This is a genomic window from Streptomyces sp. NPDC040718, assembly GCF_055593565.1.
In genome coordinates this window covers 190,324-209,034 of sequence record NZ_JBVIXO010000004.1, presented here as the reverse complement: position 1 = coordinate 209,034, position 18,711 = coordinate 190,324, and the positions used below count along the sequence as shown (strand labels likewise).

15 protein-coding genes, 1 tRNA gene and 1 pseudogene are annotated in these 18,711 nt (G+C 69.1%); 7 read left to right on the top strand and 10 right to left on the bottom strand.

Features of this window, described 5'->3' with window-relative positions; genetic code table 11:
- Position 1: 1 nt before the first annotated feature.
- The 4 genes from ACZ597_RS12465 to ACZ597_RS12450 all read left to right on the top strand — a co-directional run bounded on the left by ACZ597_RS12465 (position 2) and on the right by ACZ597_RS12450 (position 5,238).
- Positions 2-958: a GlxA family transcriptional regulator gene (locus tag ACZ597_RS12465; protein ID WP_470965055.1), complete on the top strand. Its 957-nt coding sequence runs from the start codon at positions 2-4 to the stop codon at positions 956-958.
- Between the two features lie 101 nt (positions 959-1,059).
- Complete coding sequence (gap, locus tag ACZ597_RS12460; protein ID WP_471328289.1) at positions 1,060-2,055, top strand: type I glyceraldehyde-3-phosphate dehydrogenase; 996 nt, start codon at positions 1,060-1,062, stop codon at positions 2,053-2,055.
- 379 nt (positions 2,056-2,434) lie between these two features.
- On the top strand, positions 2,435-3,832 hold the full coding sequence (locus ACZ597_RS12455) for a pyridoxal phosphate-dependent decarboxylase family protein (protein WP_471328287.1): 1,398 nt from the start codon (positions 2,435-2,437) through the stop codon (positions 3,830-3,832).
- Positions 3,829-5,238: a lysine N(6)-hydroxylase/L-ornithine N(5)-oxygenase family protein gene (locus ACZ597_RS12450; protein ID WP_471328285.1), complete on the top strand. Its 1,410-nt coding sequence runs from the start codon at positions 3,829-3,831 to the stop codon at positions 5,236-5,238. The genes ACZ597_RS12455 and ACZ597_RS12450 overlap by 4 nt, the downstream gene beginning before the upstream one ends.
- Before the next feature lie 57 nt (positions 5,239-5,295).
- Here the strand turns inward: ACZ597_RS12450 and ACZ597_RS12445 are convergent, their stop codons facing one another.
- A complete protein-coding gene (locus tag ACZ597_RS12445; protein ID WP_471328283.1) occupies positions 5,296-7,092 on the bottom strand; it encodes a bifunctional metallophosphatase/5'-nucleotidase in 1,797 nt (598 codons plus the stop codon).
- A gap of 141 nt (positions 7,093-7,233) precedes the next feature.
- Between ACZ597_RS12445 and ACZ597_RS12440 the strand changes: the two genes are divergently transcribed.
- Together ACZ597_RS12440 and pyk are read left to right on the top strand one after the other, a co-directional pair.
- Positions 7,234-7,944, top strand: coding sequence for an SIMPL domain-containing protein (locus ACZ597_RS12440; RefSeq protein ID WP_471328281.1), 711 nt, complete (start codon positions 7,234-7,236; stop codon positions 7,942-7,944).
- Between the two features lie 134 nt (positions 7,945-8,078).
- A complete protein-coding gene (gene pyk, locus ACZ597_RS12435; RefSeq protein ID WP_471328279.1) occupies positions 8,079-9,506 on the top strand; it encodes a pyruvate kinase in 1,428 nt (475 codons plus the stop codon).
- 67 nt (positions 9,507-9,573) lie between these two features.
- Here the strand turns inward: pyk and ACZ597_RS12430 are convergent, their stop codons facing one another.
- The 4 genes and pseudogenes from ACZ597_RS12430 to ACZ597_RS12415 form a co-directional block, all read right to left on the bottom strand.
- On the bottom strand, positions 9,574-9,825 hold the full coding sequence (locus ACZ597_RS12430; protein WP_471328277.1) for an EF-hand domain-containing protein: 252 nt from the start codon (positions 9,823-9,825) through the stop codon (positions 9,574-9,576).
- Between the two features lie 41 nt (positions 9,826-9,866).
- Positions 9,867-10,532: a MerR family transcriptional regulator gene (locus ACZ597_RS12425; protein ID WP_471328275.1), complete on the bottom strand. Its 666-nt coding sequence runs from the start codon at positions 10,530-10,532 to the stop codon at positions 9,867-9,869.
- 47 nt (positions 10,533-10,579) lie between these two features.
- Positions 10,580-11,309: pseudogene (locus ACZ597_RS12420) on the bottom strand (transcriptional regulator).
- Between the two features lie 109 nt (positions 11,310-11,418).
- Positions 11,419-11,494, bottom strand: a tRNA-Leu gene (locus ACZ597_RS12415).
- 98 nt (positions 11,495-11,592) lie between these two features.
- On the opposite strand from ACZ597_RS12415, the gene ACZ597_RS12410 reads away from it, so the two are divergent.
- The gene (locus tag ACZ597_RS12410) at positions 11,593-12,246 is read left to right on the top strand and encodes an ANTAR domain-containing response regulator (RefSeq protein WP_405981196.1); all 654 of its coding nucleotides are present in this window, start codon (positions 11,593-11,595) and stop codon (positions 12,244-12,246) included.
- A gap of 75 nt (positions 12,247-12,321) precedes the next feature.
- Here the strand turns inward: ACZ597_RS12410 and ACZ597_RS12405 are convergent, their stop codons facing one another.
- From ACZ597_RS12405 to ACZ597_RS12385, 5 genes are all read right to left on the bottom strand, one after another.
- The gene (locus tag ACZ597_RS12405) at positions 12,322-13,038 is read right to left on the bottom strand and encodes an ABC transporter ATP-binding protein (protein WP_471328272.1); all 717 of its coding nucleotides are present in this window, start codon (positions 13,036-13,038) and stop codon (positions 12,322-12,324) included.
- The gene (locus ACZ597_RS12400) at positions 13,035-14,069 is read right to left on the bottom strand and encodes an ABC transporter ATP-binding protein (protein ID WP_471328270.1); all 1,035 of its coding nucleotides are present in this window, start codon (positions 14,067-14,069) and stop codon (positions 13,035-13,037) included. The genes ACZ597_RS12405 and ACZ597_RS12400 overlap by 4 nt, the downstream gene beginning before the upstream one ends.
- Positions 14,070-14,072: 3 nt before the next feature.
- On the bottom strand, positions 14,073-15,887 hold the full coding sequence (locus tag ACZ597_RS12395) for a branched-chain amino acid ABC transporter permease (protein WP_471328269.1): 1,815 nt from the start codon (positions 15,885-15,887) through the stop codon (positions 14,073-14,075).
- 5 nt (positions 15,888-15,892) lie between these two features.
- Complete coding sequence (locus tag ACZ597_RS12390; RefSeq protein WP_125817167.1) at positions 15,893-16,822, bottom strand: branched-chain amino acid ABC transporter permease; 930 nt, start codon at positions 16,820-16,822, stop codon at positions 15,893-15,895.
- Positions 16,823-16,929: 107 nt separating this feature from the next.
- Positions 16,930-18,159 carry a branched-chain amino acid ABC transporter substrate-binding protein gene (locus tag ACZ597_RS12385; protein WP_471328266.1) on the bottom strand — a complete coding sequence of 410 codons (1,230 nt, stop codon included), beginning with the start codon at positions 18,157-18,159 and terminating at the stop codon, positions 16,930-16,932.
- Positions 18,160-18,711 lie beyond the last annotated feature (552 nt).

The following is an 18,711-nucleotide window of genomic DNA, read 5'->3' as shown; positions in this document are numbered from 1 at the left end:
CGTGCCGCCCTCCCACCTGCATCGCGTCGCCGTACTCGTCCTTGAGGGGGCCAAACCGCTCGACGTCGGCATCCCCGCACAGGTCTTCACGACCCGCGCGAGCATGCCGTACGAAGTACGGGTGTGCGGCGCCGCACCCGGACTCGTCACCGGCGGAGACGGACTCTCCTACTACGTCACCCACGGACTCGACGCACTCGCCTGGGCCGACATCGTCTTCGTCCCCGGCTACCGCTTCCCCGACCGCGACGACCCGCCCCAGGCCGTCCTCGACGCCCTCACCGCCGCCCACCGCCGCGGCGCACGCCTCGCCGCCATCTCCACCGGCGCCTTCGCCCTCGCCGCCACCGGCCTCCTCGACGGCAAACGCGCCACCACCCACTGGCACTACGCACGCGCCCTCGCCGCCAAACACCCCCACGTCCACGTCGACGAGAACGTCCTCTTCGTCGACGAAGGCAGCGTCCTCACCTCCGCCGGCGCCGCCTCCGGCATCGACCTCTGCCTGCACATCCTGCGCCGCGACCTCGGCGTCGCCGCCTCCAACCACGCCGCCCGCCGCCTCGTCGCCGCCCCCTACCGCAGCGGCGGCCAGGCCCAGTACGTACCGCGCAGCGTCCCCGAGCCCCTCGGCGAACGCTTCGCCGCCACCCGCGAATGGGCCCTGCACCGCCTCGCCGAACCCCTCACCCTCGAAACCCTCGCCCAGCACGCCGCCGTATCCCCCCGCACCTTCTCCCGCCGCTTCGTCGAGGACACCGGATACACCCCCATGCAATGGGTCATGCGCGCCCGCATCGACCTCGCCCGCGAACTCCTCGAACGCTCCGAACGCGGAGTCGAACAGATCGCCGCCGACGTCGGCCTCGGCACCGGCGCCAACCTGCGCCTCCACTTCCAGCGCATCCTCGACACCACCCCCACCGAATACCGCCGCACCTTCACCCAGGGCGACTGACCCGAACCCTGGCGGGATCCTTTCGAACCATGGCGATCTCGCCCCTGTCACGCCCGCACGCCACACGCGAACCTGATGGCGCGAACAGAAGGGACAGGCACATGACTCGCATCGCCATCAACGGATTCGGCCGCATCGGACGCAACGTGCTGCGCGCGCTCCTCGAACGCGACAGCAACCTCGAGGTCGTCGCCATCAACGACCTCACCGAGCCCGCCACCCTCGCCCGGCTGCTCGCCTACGACACCACCTCCGGCCGCCTCGGCCGCCCGGTCACCGTCGAAGGCGACGTCCTCGTCGTCGACGGCCACCGCATCAAGGTCCTCGCCGAACGCGAGCCCGCCCAGCTGCCGTGGGCCGACCTCGAAGTCGACCTCGTCCTCGAAGCCACCGGCCGCTTCACCTCCGCCGAGGCCGCCCGCGCCCACATCAAGGCCGGCGCCCGCAAGGTCCTCGTCAGCGCCCCCTCCGACGGCGCCGACGTCACCCTCGCCTACGGCGTCAACACCGACGCCTACGACGCGGAACTGCACACGGTCGTCTCGAACGCCTCCTGCACGACCAACGCCCTCGCGCCGCTGGCCGCCGTCCTGGACGACCTCGCCGGCATCGAGCACGGCTTCATGACCACGGTGCACGCCTACACCCAGGAGCAGAACCTCCAGGACGGCCCGCACCGCGACCCCCGCCGCGCCCGCGCCGCCGGCGTCAACATCGTGCCGACCTCCACGGGCGCCGCGAAGGCCATCGGCCTCGTCCTGCCGCAGCTCGACGGCAAGCTGTCCGGCGACTCGATCCGCGTGCCCGTACCGGTGGGCTCCATCGTCGAGCTCAACACCACCGTCGCCCGCGACGTGACCCGCGAGCAGGTCCTGGAGGCCTACCGCACCGCCGCCGCGGGCCCGCTGGCCGGAGTGCTCGAGTACTCGGACGACCCGCTGGTCTCCTCCGACATCACGGGCAACCCCGCCTCGTCGATCTTCGACTCCGAGCTCACCCGCGTGGAGGGCCGCCACATCAAGGTCGTCGCCTGGTACGACAACGAGTGGGGCTTCTCGAACCGCGTGATCGACACCCTCACCCTCCTGGCGAAGTGACCCCCGGCCCACGGGCCCCCATACCGAGCGCCGCAGTTGGTACTGACCTGGCAACTGCGGCGCTCAGCCATGCCCCCCTCCAGCCCCGCCGGCGTTTGAGGCGCGGGGTCCGGTGCGGAGCCCCAGGGTCTTCCAGCCCCGCCGGCGTGAGGCGCGGGTCCGGGCAGCGCCCGGGGAACGGTGGAAGGGCGGGTAGGGGACCGCTCCGCGCAGCGGCAACCCACCGGCACCGGCCCCCGGCAACCCACCGGCACCGGCCCCCGGCAACCCACCGGCACCGGCCCCCGGCAACCCACCGGCCCCGACCGGTTACCCCATTCGGGTCTGATCGTTGTACCGGTCGGGTGTCCCGCCCACCCCGGTGACAGCAGGAGGACCGATGACCGAGCCAGGGCCCGCGCCGGCCCCCGCGCCCCCGCTCGCCGGCGGCCCCCACTCGGCAGAAACGCTGCGCCCCCTCCTCGACACCGTCCTCACAGCCCTCCACACCGGCGCGACGGCACGCAACGGCCCCCTCCCCGCCGGCGGCCCCGCCGCCACCACGGCCCGCGTCCGGGCCGCACTGGGCGACGTGTTCCCCGCCCACGGCACCGGCGCCCACGAAGCCCTCGCCACCCTCGTCCACACCCTCGCCGCCGGCGCCGCAGACCCCGCCGACCCCCTCTGCGCCGCCCACCTGCACTGCCCCCCGCTCGCCGTCGCGGCCGCCGCCGACCTCGCAGTCAGCGCACTCAACCCCTCCCTCGACTCCTGGGACCAGGCCCCCGCCGCCTCCGCCATCGAGGCCCTCCTCACCCGCACCCTCGCCGCCGAGTTCTACGACACCCCCCGCGCCGACGCCCTCCTCACCACCGGCGGCACCGAAGCCAACCAGCTGGCCCTGCTCCTCGCCCGCGAACGCCACGGCCCCCGCCTCACCGTCCTCCACGGCGCCAACGCCCACCACTCGGTCCCCCGCGCCGCCTGGCTCCTCGGCCTGCCCCCCGCCACCGCCCTCCCCACCCCCGCCGGCACCCTCGACCCCGGCACCCTCGACGCCGCGCTCGCCGCCACCCCCGGCCCCGCCCTCGTCACCGCCACCGCCGGCACCACCGACGCGGGCCTCATCGACCCCCTCGACGCCCTCGCCGACGTCTGCGAACGCCACCGCGCCGAACTCCACGTAGACGCCGCCTACGGCGGAGCCCTCACCTTCAGCCCCCGCCACCGCACCAAGCTGAACGGCCTCCACCGAGCCCGCTCCATCACCCTCGACCTGCACAAACTCGGCTGGCAACCCGTCGCGGCCGGCCTCCTCGCCGTCCCCGACACCACCCTCCTGGCGCCCCTCGCCCACCAGGCCGACTACCTCAACGCCACCGACGACACCGAAGCCGGCCTCCCCGACCTCCTCGGCCGCTCCCTGCGCACCACCCGCCGCCCCGACGCCTTCAAGATCGCCGCCACCCTCCGCTCACTCGGCCGCGACGGCCTCGCCCGGCTCATCGACCACACCTGCGCCACAGCCCACCGGCTCGCCGAACTCCTCGACGCACACCCCGGCTTCGAACTCCACGCGCACCCCACCATCACCACGGTCCTCTTCCGGCCCACCCCCACCGACGACGACCGCCTCGCCGCCCTGCGCCGCACCCTCCTCCACGAAGGCACCGCCGTCCTCGGCCGCGCCACCGCCGACGGCCGGCTCTGGCTCAAGGCGACCCTGCTCAACCCCCACACCACCACGCGGGACCTGGACACCCTCGTCGCCCTCCTGGAAGGCAGCACCCACCGATGACCGCCCATCACGATGCACCCCACGACCTCGTCGGAATCGGCATCGGCCCCTTCAACCTCTCCCTCGCAGCCCTCGCCCACGGCCTTCCCCAACAAGGCGCCGACCGCCTCGCCACCGCCTTCTACGACCAGCGCCGCGACTTCCGCTGGCACCCCGGACTCCTCCTCGACGGAGCCACCCTCCAAGTCCCCTTCCTCGCCGACCTCGTCACCCTCGCCGACCCGGCCAGCCCCTGGACCTTCCTCAGCTACCTCAAGCACAAGGAACGGCTCTTCCCCTTCTACTTCGCCGAGCAGTTCCACATCCAGCGCGCCGAATACGACGCCTACTGCCGCTGGGTCGCCGGACGCCTCCCCGGACTCCACTTCGGCCACCAGGTCGACGCGGTCCGCTGGAACCCCGAACGCGACCTCTTCGAAGTCGACTACACCCAGCTCGACACCGACGGAGAAGCCGAAGCCCTCGGCCGCACCTACACCCGCAACCTCGTCCTCGGCATCGGCACCGCCCCCTACGTCCCCGAACCCCTGCGCCCCCTCGCCGACGCCCCCACCGTCCCCGTCATCCACTCCGCCGACTACCTCGACAACCGCCGGCGCATCCTCGGCGCCGAACACGTCACCGTCATCGGCTCCGGCCAGTCAGGAGCCGAGGTCTTCCTCGACCTGCTCCGCACCCGCCCCGCCGGCCGCGAACGCCTCACCTGGCTCGCCCGCACCCCCTCCTTCGCCCCCATGGAGTACTCCAAGCTCGGGCTCGAACACTTCACCCCCGACTACACCCGCTACTTCCACGACCTCCCCGAACCCGTCCGCGACCGGCTCGTCCCCGCCCAATGGCAACTCCACAAGGGCATCGACACCGCCACCATCGCCGCCATCCACGAAGAGCTCTACCGGCGCACCCTCCACGGCGGCTGGCCCGACACCGTCCTCACCCCCGGAGTCACCGTCCGCACCGCCGGCCGCGTAGCCACCACCAAGGTCGAACTCCACCTCGAACACACCCAGCAGGGCACCCGCTCCCGCCTCACCACCGACGCCGTCGTCCTCGCCACCGGCTACAAGGAACGCCCCCTCACCAGCCTCTTCGCCGGCCTCGACCCCTACATGCGCAAGGACTCCTCCGGCCGCCCCCGCATCGACGACCGCTACCGCATGATCCTCGACCCCTCCGTCAGCGGCAGCGTCTTCGTCCAGAACGGAGAACGCCACACCCACGGCGTCGGCACCCCCGACCTCGGCCTCGCCGCCTGGCGCAGCGCCGCCATCCTCAACACCCTCACCGGCAAAGAGCCCTACCCCCAGCCCCACCGCACCGCCTTCACCACCTTCGGCCTCGAACAACGCGAGGCCGCCCGCCCGCACCGCGCCGTCAACCTCCGCCCCCTCGTCGAACACCCCTGAACGCACACGGCCGGGACCCGCCACAGCAGGACCCGGCCGCACACACCGCGCAGGGGACTAGAACACCGGCACGCCCGCCCGCGTCAGCCGCCAGTCCACCGAAGCGAACTGCGCCGGATCCACCGTGCCCTTCGCCTTCACCCACTGGATGATCGTGTTGCGGATCTCGTCCGAGTTCGCCCACAACTGCTTCGCCTTCGGCACGTGCGGGAACGCCCCGCCGCCCGAAGCCCGGTAATTGTTCACCGCGAACACGAACTGCGCCGCCGGATCCACCGGCTTCCCCGCGAACGACAGCCCCGTGATCCGCGAACCCACCGGCTGCGCGATGTCGATGTCGTACTTCAGCCCGTACACCGCGTCGTAGTTGTAGTCCGGGATGCTCTCCGCGTTCGTCAGCTTCGCCGGATCCACGACACCACCCGGAGCCGTCTGCACGTAGTACCGCGCCGAGTACTCCAGGTAGTCCTTCAGCTGCGCACCCGTCAGCAGACGCGCCTCCAGAGTGTTCTCGAACGGGTACAGCCCCGCCGCGTCCCTGATGGTCACCTGGCCGGCCGGGATCGCCGCCGTCCGGGAGAAACAGGACGCCTGCGACAGCACCGGCAGAGACCCCCACTCGGAACCCGCCAGCGCCGCCTTCACGGTCTCCGCCTGCACGTGGTTGATCAGGTCGATGATCGCCACGTCCTTCACCGGCCCCTCGGCCGAGGACATCGCCTGCGTCGACGTCCCGATCACCTGGTTGACGTACGCCACCACCTTGCGGTGCTCGTCCGACAGCAGCCGCGTGATCTTCGGGTCCTCGGCCGCCGTGTTCGAGTTCAGCACCTTCGCCGAAACCTTCGCCACCGACCAGCGGCCCCGCTCCCACGACAGCTCGAAGTCGAAGAGCGTCAGCCGCTGCCCCCACTTCAGCGGCTCCGACAGCACCACGTCCTTGCCGGTCGCCTTGTTCTTCACCCGGTACTCCGGGATCTCCGTGTGCGCGTGCCCCACCAGGACCGCGTCGATCCCCGGCACCTGCTCCGCCACCAGACCCGCCGCGTTCTCGACGTACGGCAGCTGGTCACCGTACGAGGACGTACCGCTCGACCCCGAGTGCGCCGACACGATCACCACGTCCGCACCCATCGACCGCAGCTTCGGCACGTACTTCGCCGCCTGCTCCTCCAGCCCCGGGAACGTCATCTTCCCCTGCACGTTCGCCTTGTCCCAGATCGCGATGCCCGGATTCGTCAGACCCAGCACGGCCACCTTCACGTCCCGCCCGTGGGGGGTCCGCAGCCGGTGCATGCTGTACGGAGGGAACGCCGGCCTCAGCGTCTTCGCGTCCAGCGCGTTCGCCCCCAGCAGCGGGAAATCACACTGCTCCTCGAACTTCCGCAGCACCGGAATGCCGTAGTTGAACTCGTGGTTCCCCAGCGCCGCCGCGTCGTACCCGATCGCGTTCATCGCCTGCGCCATCGGATGCACCGGACCACGCCGCGCCGTGATCGGATCCACCTTCGCGTAGTAGTACGAAAGCTGCGTGCCCTGGATCGTGTCACCCGCGTCGATCAGGAGCGTGTTGCAACGCCCCTTCTCCGCGCGGACCTGCTCCACCAGCGTCGAGATCTTCGCCAGACCGACGTCGTTGTGCGCCTTGTCGTCGAACTCCTTGTCCGTGAAGTAATCCCAGTTGAAGACGTTCCCGTGCAGATCGGTCGTACCCATCACGGTGAACGCGTAGGTCTTCGACCCCCGCGACGGAGCGGGCGCTGCGGCGGCCGGAGAGCTCGTGGCCCCCGCCATCGCCACAGCCGCACCCGTCGCGGCCGAAGCCCCCATGAACGTCCTGCGGTCAAACGCCATTGCCATCTCCCCTTGTGAGGCGTGTTACGAAGCGTGAACGACGCGCGTAGATTCTGACCCACCGGTAACAAGCAGCAACACCCCCCTCAGGTTTCGATCCGATGACCACACCCGTGCGAGCGACGGTGCGAGAGTGAAACCATGACCCAGGACGCCCCGAACGCCACCCACCAGCCCTACGGAACCCCCGAGGCCCCCCGCGTCGCCGTCCGCGGAGAAGCCCGCCTCGAAGTCGACCCCGAAATCGCCCGCATCGGCATCACCGTCAGCGCCCGAGGCACCGACCGCCGCACCGCCCTCGACGACCTCACCCGCCGCAACAACACCGTCCTCGAACTCCTCAAGAGCTACGGCGAACCCGTCGAAAAGATCGAAACCGGCTCCTTCTCCATCACCCCAGAACTCACCCGCCACGGCCGCGGCGAACGCGTCCGCGCCCACCACGGCCGCGTCCACATCACCGCCGAACTCAACGACTTCACCACCCTCGGCGAACTCACCACCCGCCTCGCCGACCTCGAACTCACCCAGGTCGACGGCCCCTGGTGGGCCCTGCGCCCCACCTCACCCGCCCACGGCGAAGCCCGCCGCCAAGCCGTACTCGAAGCCGTCCAACGCGCCCGCGAATACGCCCGCGCCCTCGGCGCCGAACTCGCCGCCCTCGTCGAACTCGCCGACCCCGGAGCCGAGGACGCCACCCCCTACCCCCAGCCCGGCGGCACCATGCGCACCATGGCCTTCGCCGCGCCGGCCGACGACGCCGGCGCCCCGCCCCTCGACCTCGAACCCCAGCGCCAGACCGTCTTCGCCCAGGTCAACGCCCGCTTCACGATGACCCCGCCCCGACTCTGAAAACCCCCTCGGGGGGTGCTCATCAGAGCACCCCCACGCACATTCAAATAATGTCAACAAGCTTTTGCCCAAAGGTTGTTGAGGAGACGCCCGGACCACATTTCCTACCCCCCGGTAGGGCATACCCTCGCCCCATGCGCCGAGCGAAAATCGTATGTACCCTGGGCCCCGCCACCGACTCATACGACCAGATCAAAGCCCTGGTCGAAGCCGGAATGGACATCGCCCGCCTCAACCTCAGCCACGGCACCTACGCCGAACACGAGGAGCGCTACCAGCGCGTACGAAAGGCCTCCGACGAGACCGGCCGCAGCGTCGGCGTCCTCGCCGACCTTCAAGGCCCGAAGATCCGCCTCGGCCGCTTCCACGAAGGCCCCGTACTCCTTGAACGCGGCGACGAATTCACCATCACCGTCGAAGACCACCAAGGCGACCGCCACACCTGCGGCACCACCTACAAGGGACTCGCCGACGACGTCACCACCGGCGAACGCATCCTCGTCGACGACGGCCGCGTCACCCTCGAAGTCACCTCCGTCGACGGCCCCCGCGTCCACACCCGCGTCATCGAAGGCGGCATGGTCTCCGACCACAAGGGACTCAACCTCCCCGGCGTCGCCGTCTCCGTCCCCGCCCTCTCCGACAAGGACATCGAAGACCTCCGCTGGGCCCTGCGCACCGGCGCCGACGTCATCGCCCTCTCCTTCGTCCGCAGCGGCCGCGACATCGAAGACGTCCACCGCATCATGGACGAGGAAGGCCGACGCCTCCCCGTCATCGCGAAGATCGAAAAGCCCCAGGCCGTCGAAAGCATCGACGACATCGTCGCCGCCTTCGACGGCATCATGGTCGCCCGCGGCGACCTCGGCGTCGAAATGCCCCTGGAACAAGTCCCCATCGTCCAGAAGCGCGCCATCAAACTCGCCAAGCGCAACGCCAAACCGGTCATCGTCGCCACCCAGATGCTCGACTCGATGATCGACAACAGCCGACCCACCCGCGCCGAAGCCTCCGACGTCGCCAACGCCGTCATCGACGGCACCGACGCCGTCATGCTCTCCGGCGAGACCAGCGTCGGCAAACACCCCATCGACACCGTCCGCACCATGGCACGCATCGTCGAAGCCGCCGAAGAGGACATCCTCGCCAAGGGCCTCCCGCCGCTCACCGACCGCAACAAACCCCGCACCCAAGGCGGAGCCGTAGCCCGCGCAGCCGCCGAAATGGGCGACTTCCTCGGCGCCAAATTCCTCGTCGCCTTCACCCAGAGCGGAGACACCGTCCGCCGGCTCTCCCGCTACCGCAGCCCCATCCCCCTCCTCGCCTTCACCCCCGACCCCGCCACCCGCTCCCAGCTCAACCTCACCTGGGGCGTCGAAACCTTCCTAGGCCCCCACGTCGACTCCACCGACGCCATGGTCGCCCAGGTCGAAGAGGAACTCCTGCGCATCGGACGCTGCGTCCCCGGCGACGTCGTCGTCATCACCGCCGGATCACCCCCCGGCGTCAGCGGCAAGACCAACCTCGTCCGCATCCACCACATCGGCGACCCCGTCCGCTGACACCACCCACAACACCGCCGGGCCGCCCCTCACAAGGGGCGGCCCGGCGGCGTCGTACACGGGGCCGTCACCAACCGAACCGACGATCCACCTCGGCCTCGAACTCCGCGAACGACAACACCGCATCACCGTTCTTGTCCGCCGCATCGAACAGGGCCGACGACGCATCCGCGTCCCCCAGACCCCAGAACGGCAGATCCCCCTGCGCCGCCAACGTCGGCCCCTTCGCACGCAGAGCCGAGATCACCTCCGCACGGGTCAGCTCCCCGTCATGGTTCAGATCCAGCGCGTCGAACAGCTTGCGAGCCTTCTCGCTCATCGAGACGTCCCTCCAACACCCACACCAACGGACGCCCCAACCTAAGGCACCAGCCCCGGCACCACCTCCCACCCGTTCACCACCCACACCAACCTCCAGTACCGCTCCACCCGCGGATCAACCGGCGCCTCCACCCCAGGCGCCCCCCGGAACACCTCCCGGAACTCCGCATCCCCCACCAACTCCGCCAACTCCACCCACGCCGCCACCTGCTCCACCGACGGATCCTCCGGCAGGTCCGGAGCCGAAGCCCGCACCATCGCCGCCACCGACTCGTCGGCCCCCTCCACCAACAACTCCACCCACCGCCGGCGCTCCTCGCCCGACAACCGCGTCACCTCATGCATCAACCGAACCTCCTCGGGACCCGACCCGCGCCCGGCCACCAACCGCAACACCGCCCGACGCAACCGCAACGCCCGGATCTGCACCTCCACCGCATCGGCGTGCGCGGCAGCCACCTCGGCCACCGACAGCTCCCGATCCAGCACCCGCCGCACGCTGGGCAGATCCACCCCCAGCTCCCGCAGCGTCCGCACGAGCTCCAGCCGCACCAGCGCGTCGGCGTCGTACAGCCGGTACCCGGCACGACTACGACAGGACGGCGCGACGACCCCCGTATCGGAATAGAAGCGGATCGTCCGCACCGCCAACCCGGTCCTCCGGGCCAGCTCCCCGATCGAATACAACTCCGTCACGCCGTCCATGCCCCCACCCTGCGGTCTCCACCCGGTGGAGGGTCAAGACCGGGCCGTCAGTACTTCGGCCCGACGTGGGCGTCCATGAGCGCGACGGACTCCTTCCGGGCGATGGAGACGTTCTGCTTGTTCGCCTGTTTCCACTGGACGCCGAGCCGGTCCAGGGTGTCGGTGAGCATCCGTGTGATGTCCGCGGACTTGTTGGTGAAGAAATACCGGGGGGTACTCGTACCGCTTGCCGTTCCGGACGGTCCAGTTGGTGATCCGGCATCCGTCGGAGTGGATCAGTCCGCGGATGAACTCCCATGGGTGGGCGTCGACCATCTCCTGTTGCCAGGACTGGAGGGCGATGCGCCGCTCGTGCTTCTTGCCCGGTGCGTGCTGGGGGAAGAGGCAGGTCCAGTGCCGTCCGTAGCTGGTGACGGCCACGCAGCCTTGGCGCTGCAACACGTAGACCTTGTCGGTCGGCCGTACGGCCAGGATCGCTGCGCGGCACTGCCCGATGAGACCGGGCCAGGCGTCGGCACACGCGATCCGGAGGTGGTGGCCACCGCGTGGATGGGGGCTGATGCAGCCGTCGCCGAGGTAGAGGCCGAGCAGATAGGCATACGAGGCCGTATCCGTAGGCTCTGCGCAGGGCGCGAGCGGACTTCGGCGCGGTTCCACCCCTGCCTGCCAAGCGCGGATTGCGGAGCGGGATATCCCGGTTTCCTTGCTCACCGAGTTGAGGCTTCTTCCCTTGCCCAGGAGAGCTAGCGCGTGTCGGCGAGTCGCCAGATCGTACATATGGGCGACGTTGGAGAAAATCTTGCGCTCACACGTGCGTTTTCGGGTGGATTCCCCTAAAGGGGCGAAGGTCGATTAATCTCGCGTGACCTTGGAATTAAAGGAAAGGTGCCCCAGGTGGGATTCGAACCCACACTGTCCGCTGTTTGAGAGCGGCCTCTCTGACCAAGTTGGAGTACTGGGGCCTAAGAAACGAAGGGATCAGGGATCCCTGCGTGGCACCACCTTACCGTAGCTAGGTAGGCTCGGGGGAGCTTGTTATGCCCCGCAAAGAGGAGCCCCCGTGACCGCCGAGCACGAGTCGACGCCCACGCCCGACGCCGACCAGTCGCACGTTCCGCCGCTGACGACCCGCGTCGTCATCGCCGAGGACGAGGCGCTCATCCGTCTCGACCTGAAAGAGATGCTCGAAGAGGAGGGCTACTCCGTCGTCGGCGAGGCCGGGGACGGGCAGACGGCCGTCGAGCTCGCGCGCGAACACCGCCCCGACCTGGTGATCCTCGACGTGAAGATGCCCGTCCTCGACGGGATCTCCGCCGCCGAGAAGATCGCGGAGGAGTCCATCGCCCCCGTGCTGATGCTCACCGCGTTCTCCCAGCGAGACCTCGTCGAGCGGGCGCGGGACGCCGGCGCCATGGCGTACCTCGTCAAGCCCTTCAGCAAGAGCGACGTCGTCCCGGCCATCGAGATGGCCGTGTCCCGGTTCGCGGAGCTGAAGGCGCTGGAGAAGGAGGTCGCGGACCTTTCCGCGCGCCTGGAGACCCGCAAGCTCGTCGACCGGGCCAAGAGCATTCTCCAGACCGAGTACAAGCTCTCCGAGCCCGCCGCGTTCCGGTGGATCCAGAAGACCTCCATGGACCGCCGCATGTCCATGCAGCAGGTCGCCGAGGCGGTCATCGAGGACGCCGAGGAGAAGAAGCAGAACGCCGGCAAGTAGCGTCAGCGCCAACGCGTGAGGCCCGTCTCCCCCCGAGGGGAGACGGGCCTCACGGCTTTGAACGAACCGGCGGGGTCAGTCCTCGCCGAGGTAGGCCTTGCGGACGTCCTCGTTGACGAGGAGCTCGCGGCCCGGGCCCGACAGGACGATCTTGCCGATCTCCATGACGTGGCCCTGGTCGGCCAGCGACAGCGCGGCCTGGGCGTTCTGCTCGACCAGCAGGATCGTGGTGCCGGCCGACTTGAGCTCGGCGATGGTCGCCATGATCTTCTGCATCATCAGCGGGGAGAGGCCCATCGAGGGCTCGTCCAGCATGAGCAGCTTCGGCTGGGACATGAGCGCGCGGCCCATGGCGAGCATCTGCTGTTCGCCGCCGGAGAGGGTGCCGGCGGCCTGCTTGCGGCGCTCTCCCAGGATCGGGAAGAGGTCGTAGGCGCGCTGGACGTCCTTCTGGATGCCTTCCTTGTCGTTGCGGAGGAAGGCGCCGAGGAGGAGGTTGTCCTCGATCGACATGCGCGGGAAGATGTGCCGCCCCTCGGGGGAGTGGGCGAGTCCGAGCGAGACGATGTCGTGCGCGGGGACCTTCTTCAGCGACTTGCCCTGGAACTTGATCTGGCCGCCCTTGGGCTTGATCAGGCCGGACAGGGTCCGCAGGGTGGTGGTCTTGCCGGCGCCGTTCGTCCCGATGAGGGTGACGATCTCGCCTTCGTCGACGGTGAAGGAGATGCCCTTGACGGCTTCGATCTTGCCGTAGGCGACGCGGAGGTCCTCGACCTCCAGGAGTGCGGTCACTTGGTCTCTCCGTCCGTGCTGGTGGTGCTGTCCGCCTCGCCGGTGGCGGCGCCCTCGGCGCCCTCGGCGGCTTCCGCGGCTTCGTCCTCGGCGGCCTCGACGGCCTCCGCGGCTTCGTCCTCGGCGGCCTCGACGGCGGCCTCGGCTTCGGCCACGACCTCGGCTTCGGCCACGACCTCGGCTTCGGCGGCTTCCTCGGCGGCCTCGACTTCGGCGACTTCTTCGGCGCCGGGGGCGCCTTCGAAGGGCTCGCCGAGGTAGGCGGCGATGACGCGCTCGTCGCTCTGGACCTCGCCGGCGGTGCCCTCGATGAGCTTCTCGCCCTGGACGAGGCAGGCGACGCGGTCGCAGAGGTTGAAGATGAAGCGCATGTCGTGCTCGATGACGAGGACGGCGATGCCCATGTCCCGGATGGCGAAGATGAGTTCTTCGGCGGCCCGGGTCTCCTGCGGGTTCATGCCGGCGGTGGGCTCGTCCAGGAGGATGAGGCCCGGGTCGCTGGCGAGGGCCCGGGCGATCTCCAGCTTGCGCTGCTCACCGTAGGGGAGGTTGCGGGCGAGGTGCTCGGCCTTGTGGTCGAGGCCGATGAACTCCAGCAGCTCCATGGCGCGCTCGCGGCTGGCCTGCTCCTCCTTGCCGAAGCTGGGGAGGCGCAGGAGGGCGGACCAGAGGCCTTCCTTGGTGCGGGTGTGGCGTCCGACGAGGACGTTTTCCAGGACCGTCATGTTGTTGAAGAGACGGATGTTCTGGAAGGTGCGGGCGATGCCGGCCGCGGTGACCTTGAAGGACTTGGGGGGCAGGACCGTGCCCTTGTACCGGACTTCGCCCTCGGTGGGGATGTAGAGGCCGGTGAGGCAGTTGAAGAAGGTGGTCTTGCCGGCACCGTTGGGGCCGATGAGGCCGACGATCTCGCCGCTGCGGACGGTCAGGTCGACGTTCTTGACGGCGGTGAGGCCGCCGAAGCGCATCGTCACACCGCGGGCGTCGAGGACGGTCTCGGCGGTGGCCGTTTCGGTCGTGGTGGTGGTCATGGATCAGGCCCCTGCCTTGCCGAGGACTGTGGGCGCTTCGAGGTCCTTGTGGAGTTCGAGCTGGTTGCGCCGGTTGGGGATGAGGCCTTCGGGGCGCAGGCGCATCAGGATGACGAGTGCGATGCCGAAGACGAGGAGCTGGTACTCGCCCAGGAACTGGAGCTTGTTGGGGATCAGGTAGAGCAGGGCGCCGCCGACGAGGGGGCCGGAGATGGTGCCCATGCCGCCGAGAACGACTGCGGCGAGGAGGAACGCGGAGTTCGGCGGGGTGCTGTTGGCGAACTGGTACTGCTCGGGGGTGACGGTGTACTGCACGTGGGCCTGTACGGCGCCGGCGAGGCCGGCGAGGGTGGCGCCGAGGGCGAAGGCGATGAGCTTGACGCGGAAGCCGTTGATGCCCATGGCCTCGGCGGCGGTCTCGTCCTCGCGGATGGCGACCCAGGCGCGGCCGATGCGGGATTCGGCGCTGCGGCGGAACACCATGACCACGATGAGGGTGATCAGCAGCAGCAGCAGGAAGTAGTTCGCGAAGCGGCCGATGGTGAATCCGGCGATGGTGTGGCTGGCGCCGAAGTCGAAGCCGAACAGGTTGACGTTGGGGATGTTGGCGATGCCGTTGGGGCCGTTGGTGATGTCGGGGCCCGAGACACCGTCGAGGTTGTTCATGGTGATGCGGAAGATCTCACCGAAGCCGAGCGTCACGATGGCGAGGTAGTCGCCGCGCAGGCGCAGGGTCGGGGCGCCGATGAGGACGCCGAAGACCATGGAAGCGACAGCTCCGAGGAGGATCGCGGCCCAGAAGGGGAGGTGCACTCCGAAGGGGGAATTGGGGCTGCCGGAGACCAGGGCCGCGGTGTAGGCGCCGACACCGAGGAAGGCGACGTAGCCGAGGTCGAGGAGGCCCGTGAGGCCGACGACGATGTTCAGGCCGAGGGCGACGGTGGCGAAGATGAGGATGTTGACGCCGAGGGTCGCGTACTGGTCGTCGGTCTGCGTGAGGGGGAAGGCCATGGCCGCGACGAAGGCGCCGACGAGCGCGACGTTGCGGTGCTTCGCGGTCAGGTTGGTGAAGCGGGCGACGAGGCCGCTCTTGTTCAGGGCACCGAAGCAGAAGCCTGCGGTGATCAGGAAGCCGATGAAGAGTTCCTGGTAAGGAGTGGTGATGCCGTAGGTGAAGATGCCGAGTGTGACGGCCAGTACGGCGGCGATGAGCAGGATCTCGGCCCAGGAGGGGAGGGCGCGCGCCGGGTTCGCGGTGTGCGTGGTGAAGCTGGCCTTGACGGTCGTCCAGACGTTGCCCGCGTTGTGCTTGAAGGTGTCCCACTGGCCGTCGTCGGGGTCGGCCGGTTCGAGCACGGGGCGCTTGAACGGCAGGGCGAGGGCGCCGAGGGCGGTGGCGAGGCTGGTCACGGCGACGATGAAGCCGCCGGGTTCGAGGTTCACGACGCCGCCGAGCTGGATGGTGATCGTGACGATCGTGTACCAGGCGGTGGCGAAGGCGGCGAGGGCGGAGAGTTTGATGGCGGCGTCCGCGCCTGCCGGGACGAGCCAGCCGAGACCCTTGATGCCGTAGGAGGCGAGTCCGAAGAGCGTGGTCAGGGCGCCCGCGACGAGGACGAGCCACTGGAGGCCGCCGGGGTAGCCGTAGACGGTGAGGTCTCCGGGGAAGGCGGACGTCCAGGTCCAGGACAGGAAGCAGGAGATGACGGTGAGGAGGCCGCCGGCGGTTGCGAGGAGCCGGGCAGGCTTCTCGGGAATCGCGATGAAGCCGGTGTCGGCTGCGGTGGTCTGCGGGGTGTCCGCGGTGATGGTCGTCATGGTTCTCACGCCCTGTCCGCCACGCGCTCGCCCAACAGACCCTGGGGTCGGAAGAGGAGCACGAGGATGAGGAGTACGAACGCCCAGGTGTTGCCCCAGGACTGGCCGCCGAGCTGGCTCATGCCGGGTACGTCGGCGATGTAGGCGGTGGTCAGGGTTTCGGCGAGGCCGAGGACCAGGCCGCCGATCATGGCGCCGTAGATGTTCCCGATGCCGCCGAGGACGGCTGCGGTGAAGGCCTTGAGGCCGAGGATGAAGCCCATGCGGTACTGGACTTCACCGTACTTGAGGCCGTAGGCGACGGCTCCGACGGCGGCGAAGGCCGCGCCGAGGGCGAAGGCGACCGTGATGATGCGGTCGGTGTTGATGCCCATGAGCTTCGCGGTGTCCGGGTCCTGCGCGGTGGCCTGCATGCCGCGGCCGGTGCGGGTCTTCTTCACGAAGAAGCCGAGGAAGGCCATGGAGATGGGGGCGGCGAGCAGCAGGAAGACGTCACCGGTCTGGATGGTGATGCTGCCGAGGTGGAAGGGACCGCCGGGGATCTCGGGGAACTTGACGGAGGACTTCGCGTCGGGGTACCAGGCCCATACCGCCTGCTGGAGGACGATGGAGAGGCCGATGGCGGTGATGAGCGGCGCGAGGCGGGGTGCGCTGCGCAGGGGCCGGTAGGCGAAGCGTTCGGCGCCGACGGCGATGAGGGTGGCGACGATGACAGCGCCTATGAGCATGAGGGGCAGTGCGACCCACATGGTGGTGCCGCCGGGGAGCATCAGCCAGACCGTGAGGGCTCCGAACCCGCCGGTCATGAAGATCTCGCCGTGGGCGAAGTTGATGAGCTGGACAATGCCGTAGACCATTGTGTAGCCAATGGCGACGAGCCCGTACATGGATCCCAGTAGCAGGCCGTTGACCAGCTGTTGCGGCAGTTCGTGCACCGCAGGTCCTCCGAGTCTTTCGACGGATGTGACACCGCGCGGGGCGCTTGGTGCGCGCCCCGCGCGGCAGGTGAGGGGTGAGGGCTAGGGGGTCAGCCGGTGGGAGGTCAGCCGGCGAGGGTGCCGGACTCGACAGCCTTGAAGTCGTCGCCCTCGACCTTGTAGACGGTCAGCTGCTTGTTGGTGGCGTCGCCGAACTCGTCGAAGGAGACCTTGCCGGTCACACCTTCGAAGTTGACGCCCTGGACGGCTTCGAGGACCTTGGCGCGGGCGTCCGAGGGGAGCTTGCCGTTGTTGGCCTCGACGACCTTCTTGACGGCCTCGATGACGGCCCAGGCGGAGTCGTACGAGTAGCCGCCGTAGGCCGAGTAGTCGTCCTTGTAGCCGGCCTTCTTGTAGTTGTCGACGAACTCCTTGGCGGAGGCCAGGCTCTCGACCGGGGCACCGACGGAGGTGCAGAGGTCGCCCTGGGCGCTCTCGCCGGCGAGCTCGACGTACTTCTTGTCCTTCACGCCATCGCCGCCGACGAGCGGGATGTTGGTGCCGGAAGCCTTGATCTGCTTGCTGAGCGGGCCGGCCGCGGGGTACTCGCCGCCGTAGTAGACGACGTCGGCGCCCGAGGACTTGACCTGGGTCACGATGGCCGAGAAGTCCTTGGACTCGGGGTCGATGTGGCCCTCGCCGGCGACCTGGCCGCCGAGCTTGGTGAACTCGCCCTTGAAGGTTCCGGCGAGGCCGGCGCCGTAGGTCTTCTTGTCGTCGATGATGAAGACCTTCTTCTTGCCCGCCTTGTTGAAGAGGTACTGCGCCGCGAACGGGCCCTGGATGGCGTCCGTGGTGGCGGTGCGGAAGTAGCTCTTGTAGGTGCGGGTCTTCTGGCCCTCGGCCCACTTGGGGCCCTGGGTCAGCGACGGGCTGGTGTTGGCCGGGGAGATCTGGGCCAGCTTCGCGTCGTCGAAGACCTTCTGCATGGACTCGGAGACCGAGGAGTTGAGGGGGCCGACGACGCCGAGGACGTCCTTGTCGGCGGTGAGCTTGGTGGCGTTCTGCTGGCCGGAGGAGGCCTGGGCCTGGTCGTCGAGGGCCTGGATCTTGAAGGTGACGCCCTTGACGTACTTCTTCTCGTTGGCCTGCTTGGCGGCGAGGTCCGCGGAGTTCTTGATGCCGAGGCCGAGGGCGGAGAGGTCGCCCGTCAGCGGGGCGTCGACGCCGATGACGACGGTGGTGCCACCGTCTGCGGTGGATCCGCCCTTGTCGTCGCGCGAGCCGCAGGCGGTGAGAGTGAGAGCGCCCGCGGCGAGGGCGGCGGTCACGGCGATGAGCTGACGAGAACGCACGATCAGTCCTTTCCTGGCGCCGCGTCCCCCGTGGGACGCGTCGAGTCGAACGCGGGGAACCGAACTGAGGAAATCCGGCGGTCGCGGTAACTGGCCGTGACTCTAGGCGGCCCATCGGCGGTTATGGAGGGCTGAGGCCAATGATGTGACTCTCTTGTTATGCCACGGCGTAATACATAGCGGTTCACGGGGGGTGGAACGGGGGAATTCAGGCCGGTTCGTCTTGTCCGCATCCTGAGACACGGCAGGACCATTGGGCGGTTTGGGTCCTGACAGGCCAGGACTCTGGGGGTTTTTGGTCATGACGGCCCGGTGGTGGCCCCGTCTCGGGCTTCGGGACAGGCCCTGGTCAGGGCGGCGGAAAGATCCCTGGCATATCGGTCACCGGGGATGTAACTGTGATCCTCTTTCTGGAATCCATTACTCAGGGTCACTTCCAGGAAAGGGAGCCCCGAATTCCGTGCTACATGCACGCAGTCTTTTGCCCGAATGAGAACGAGGAGCTCCCGTACTTCTCCCGCCCCGACCGTGGCCGGGAGGCCTGGCCGGATC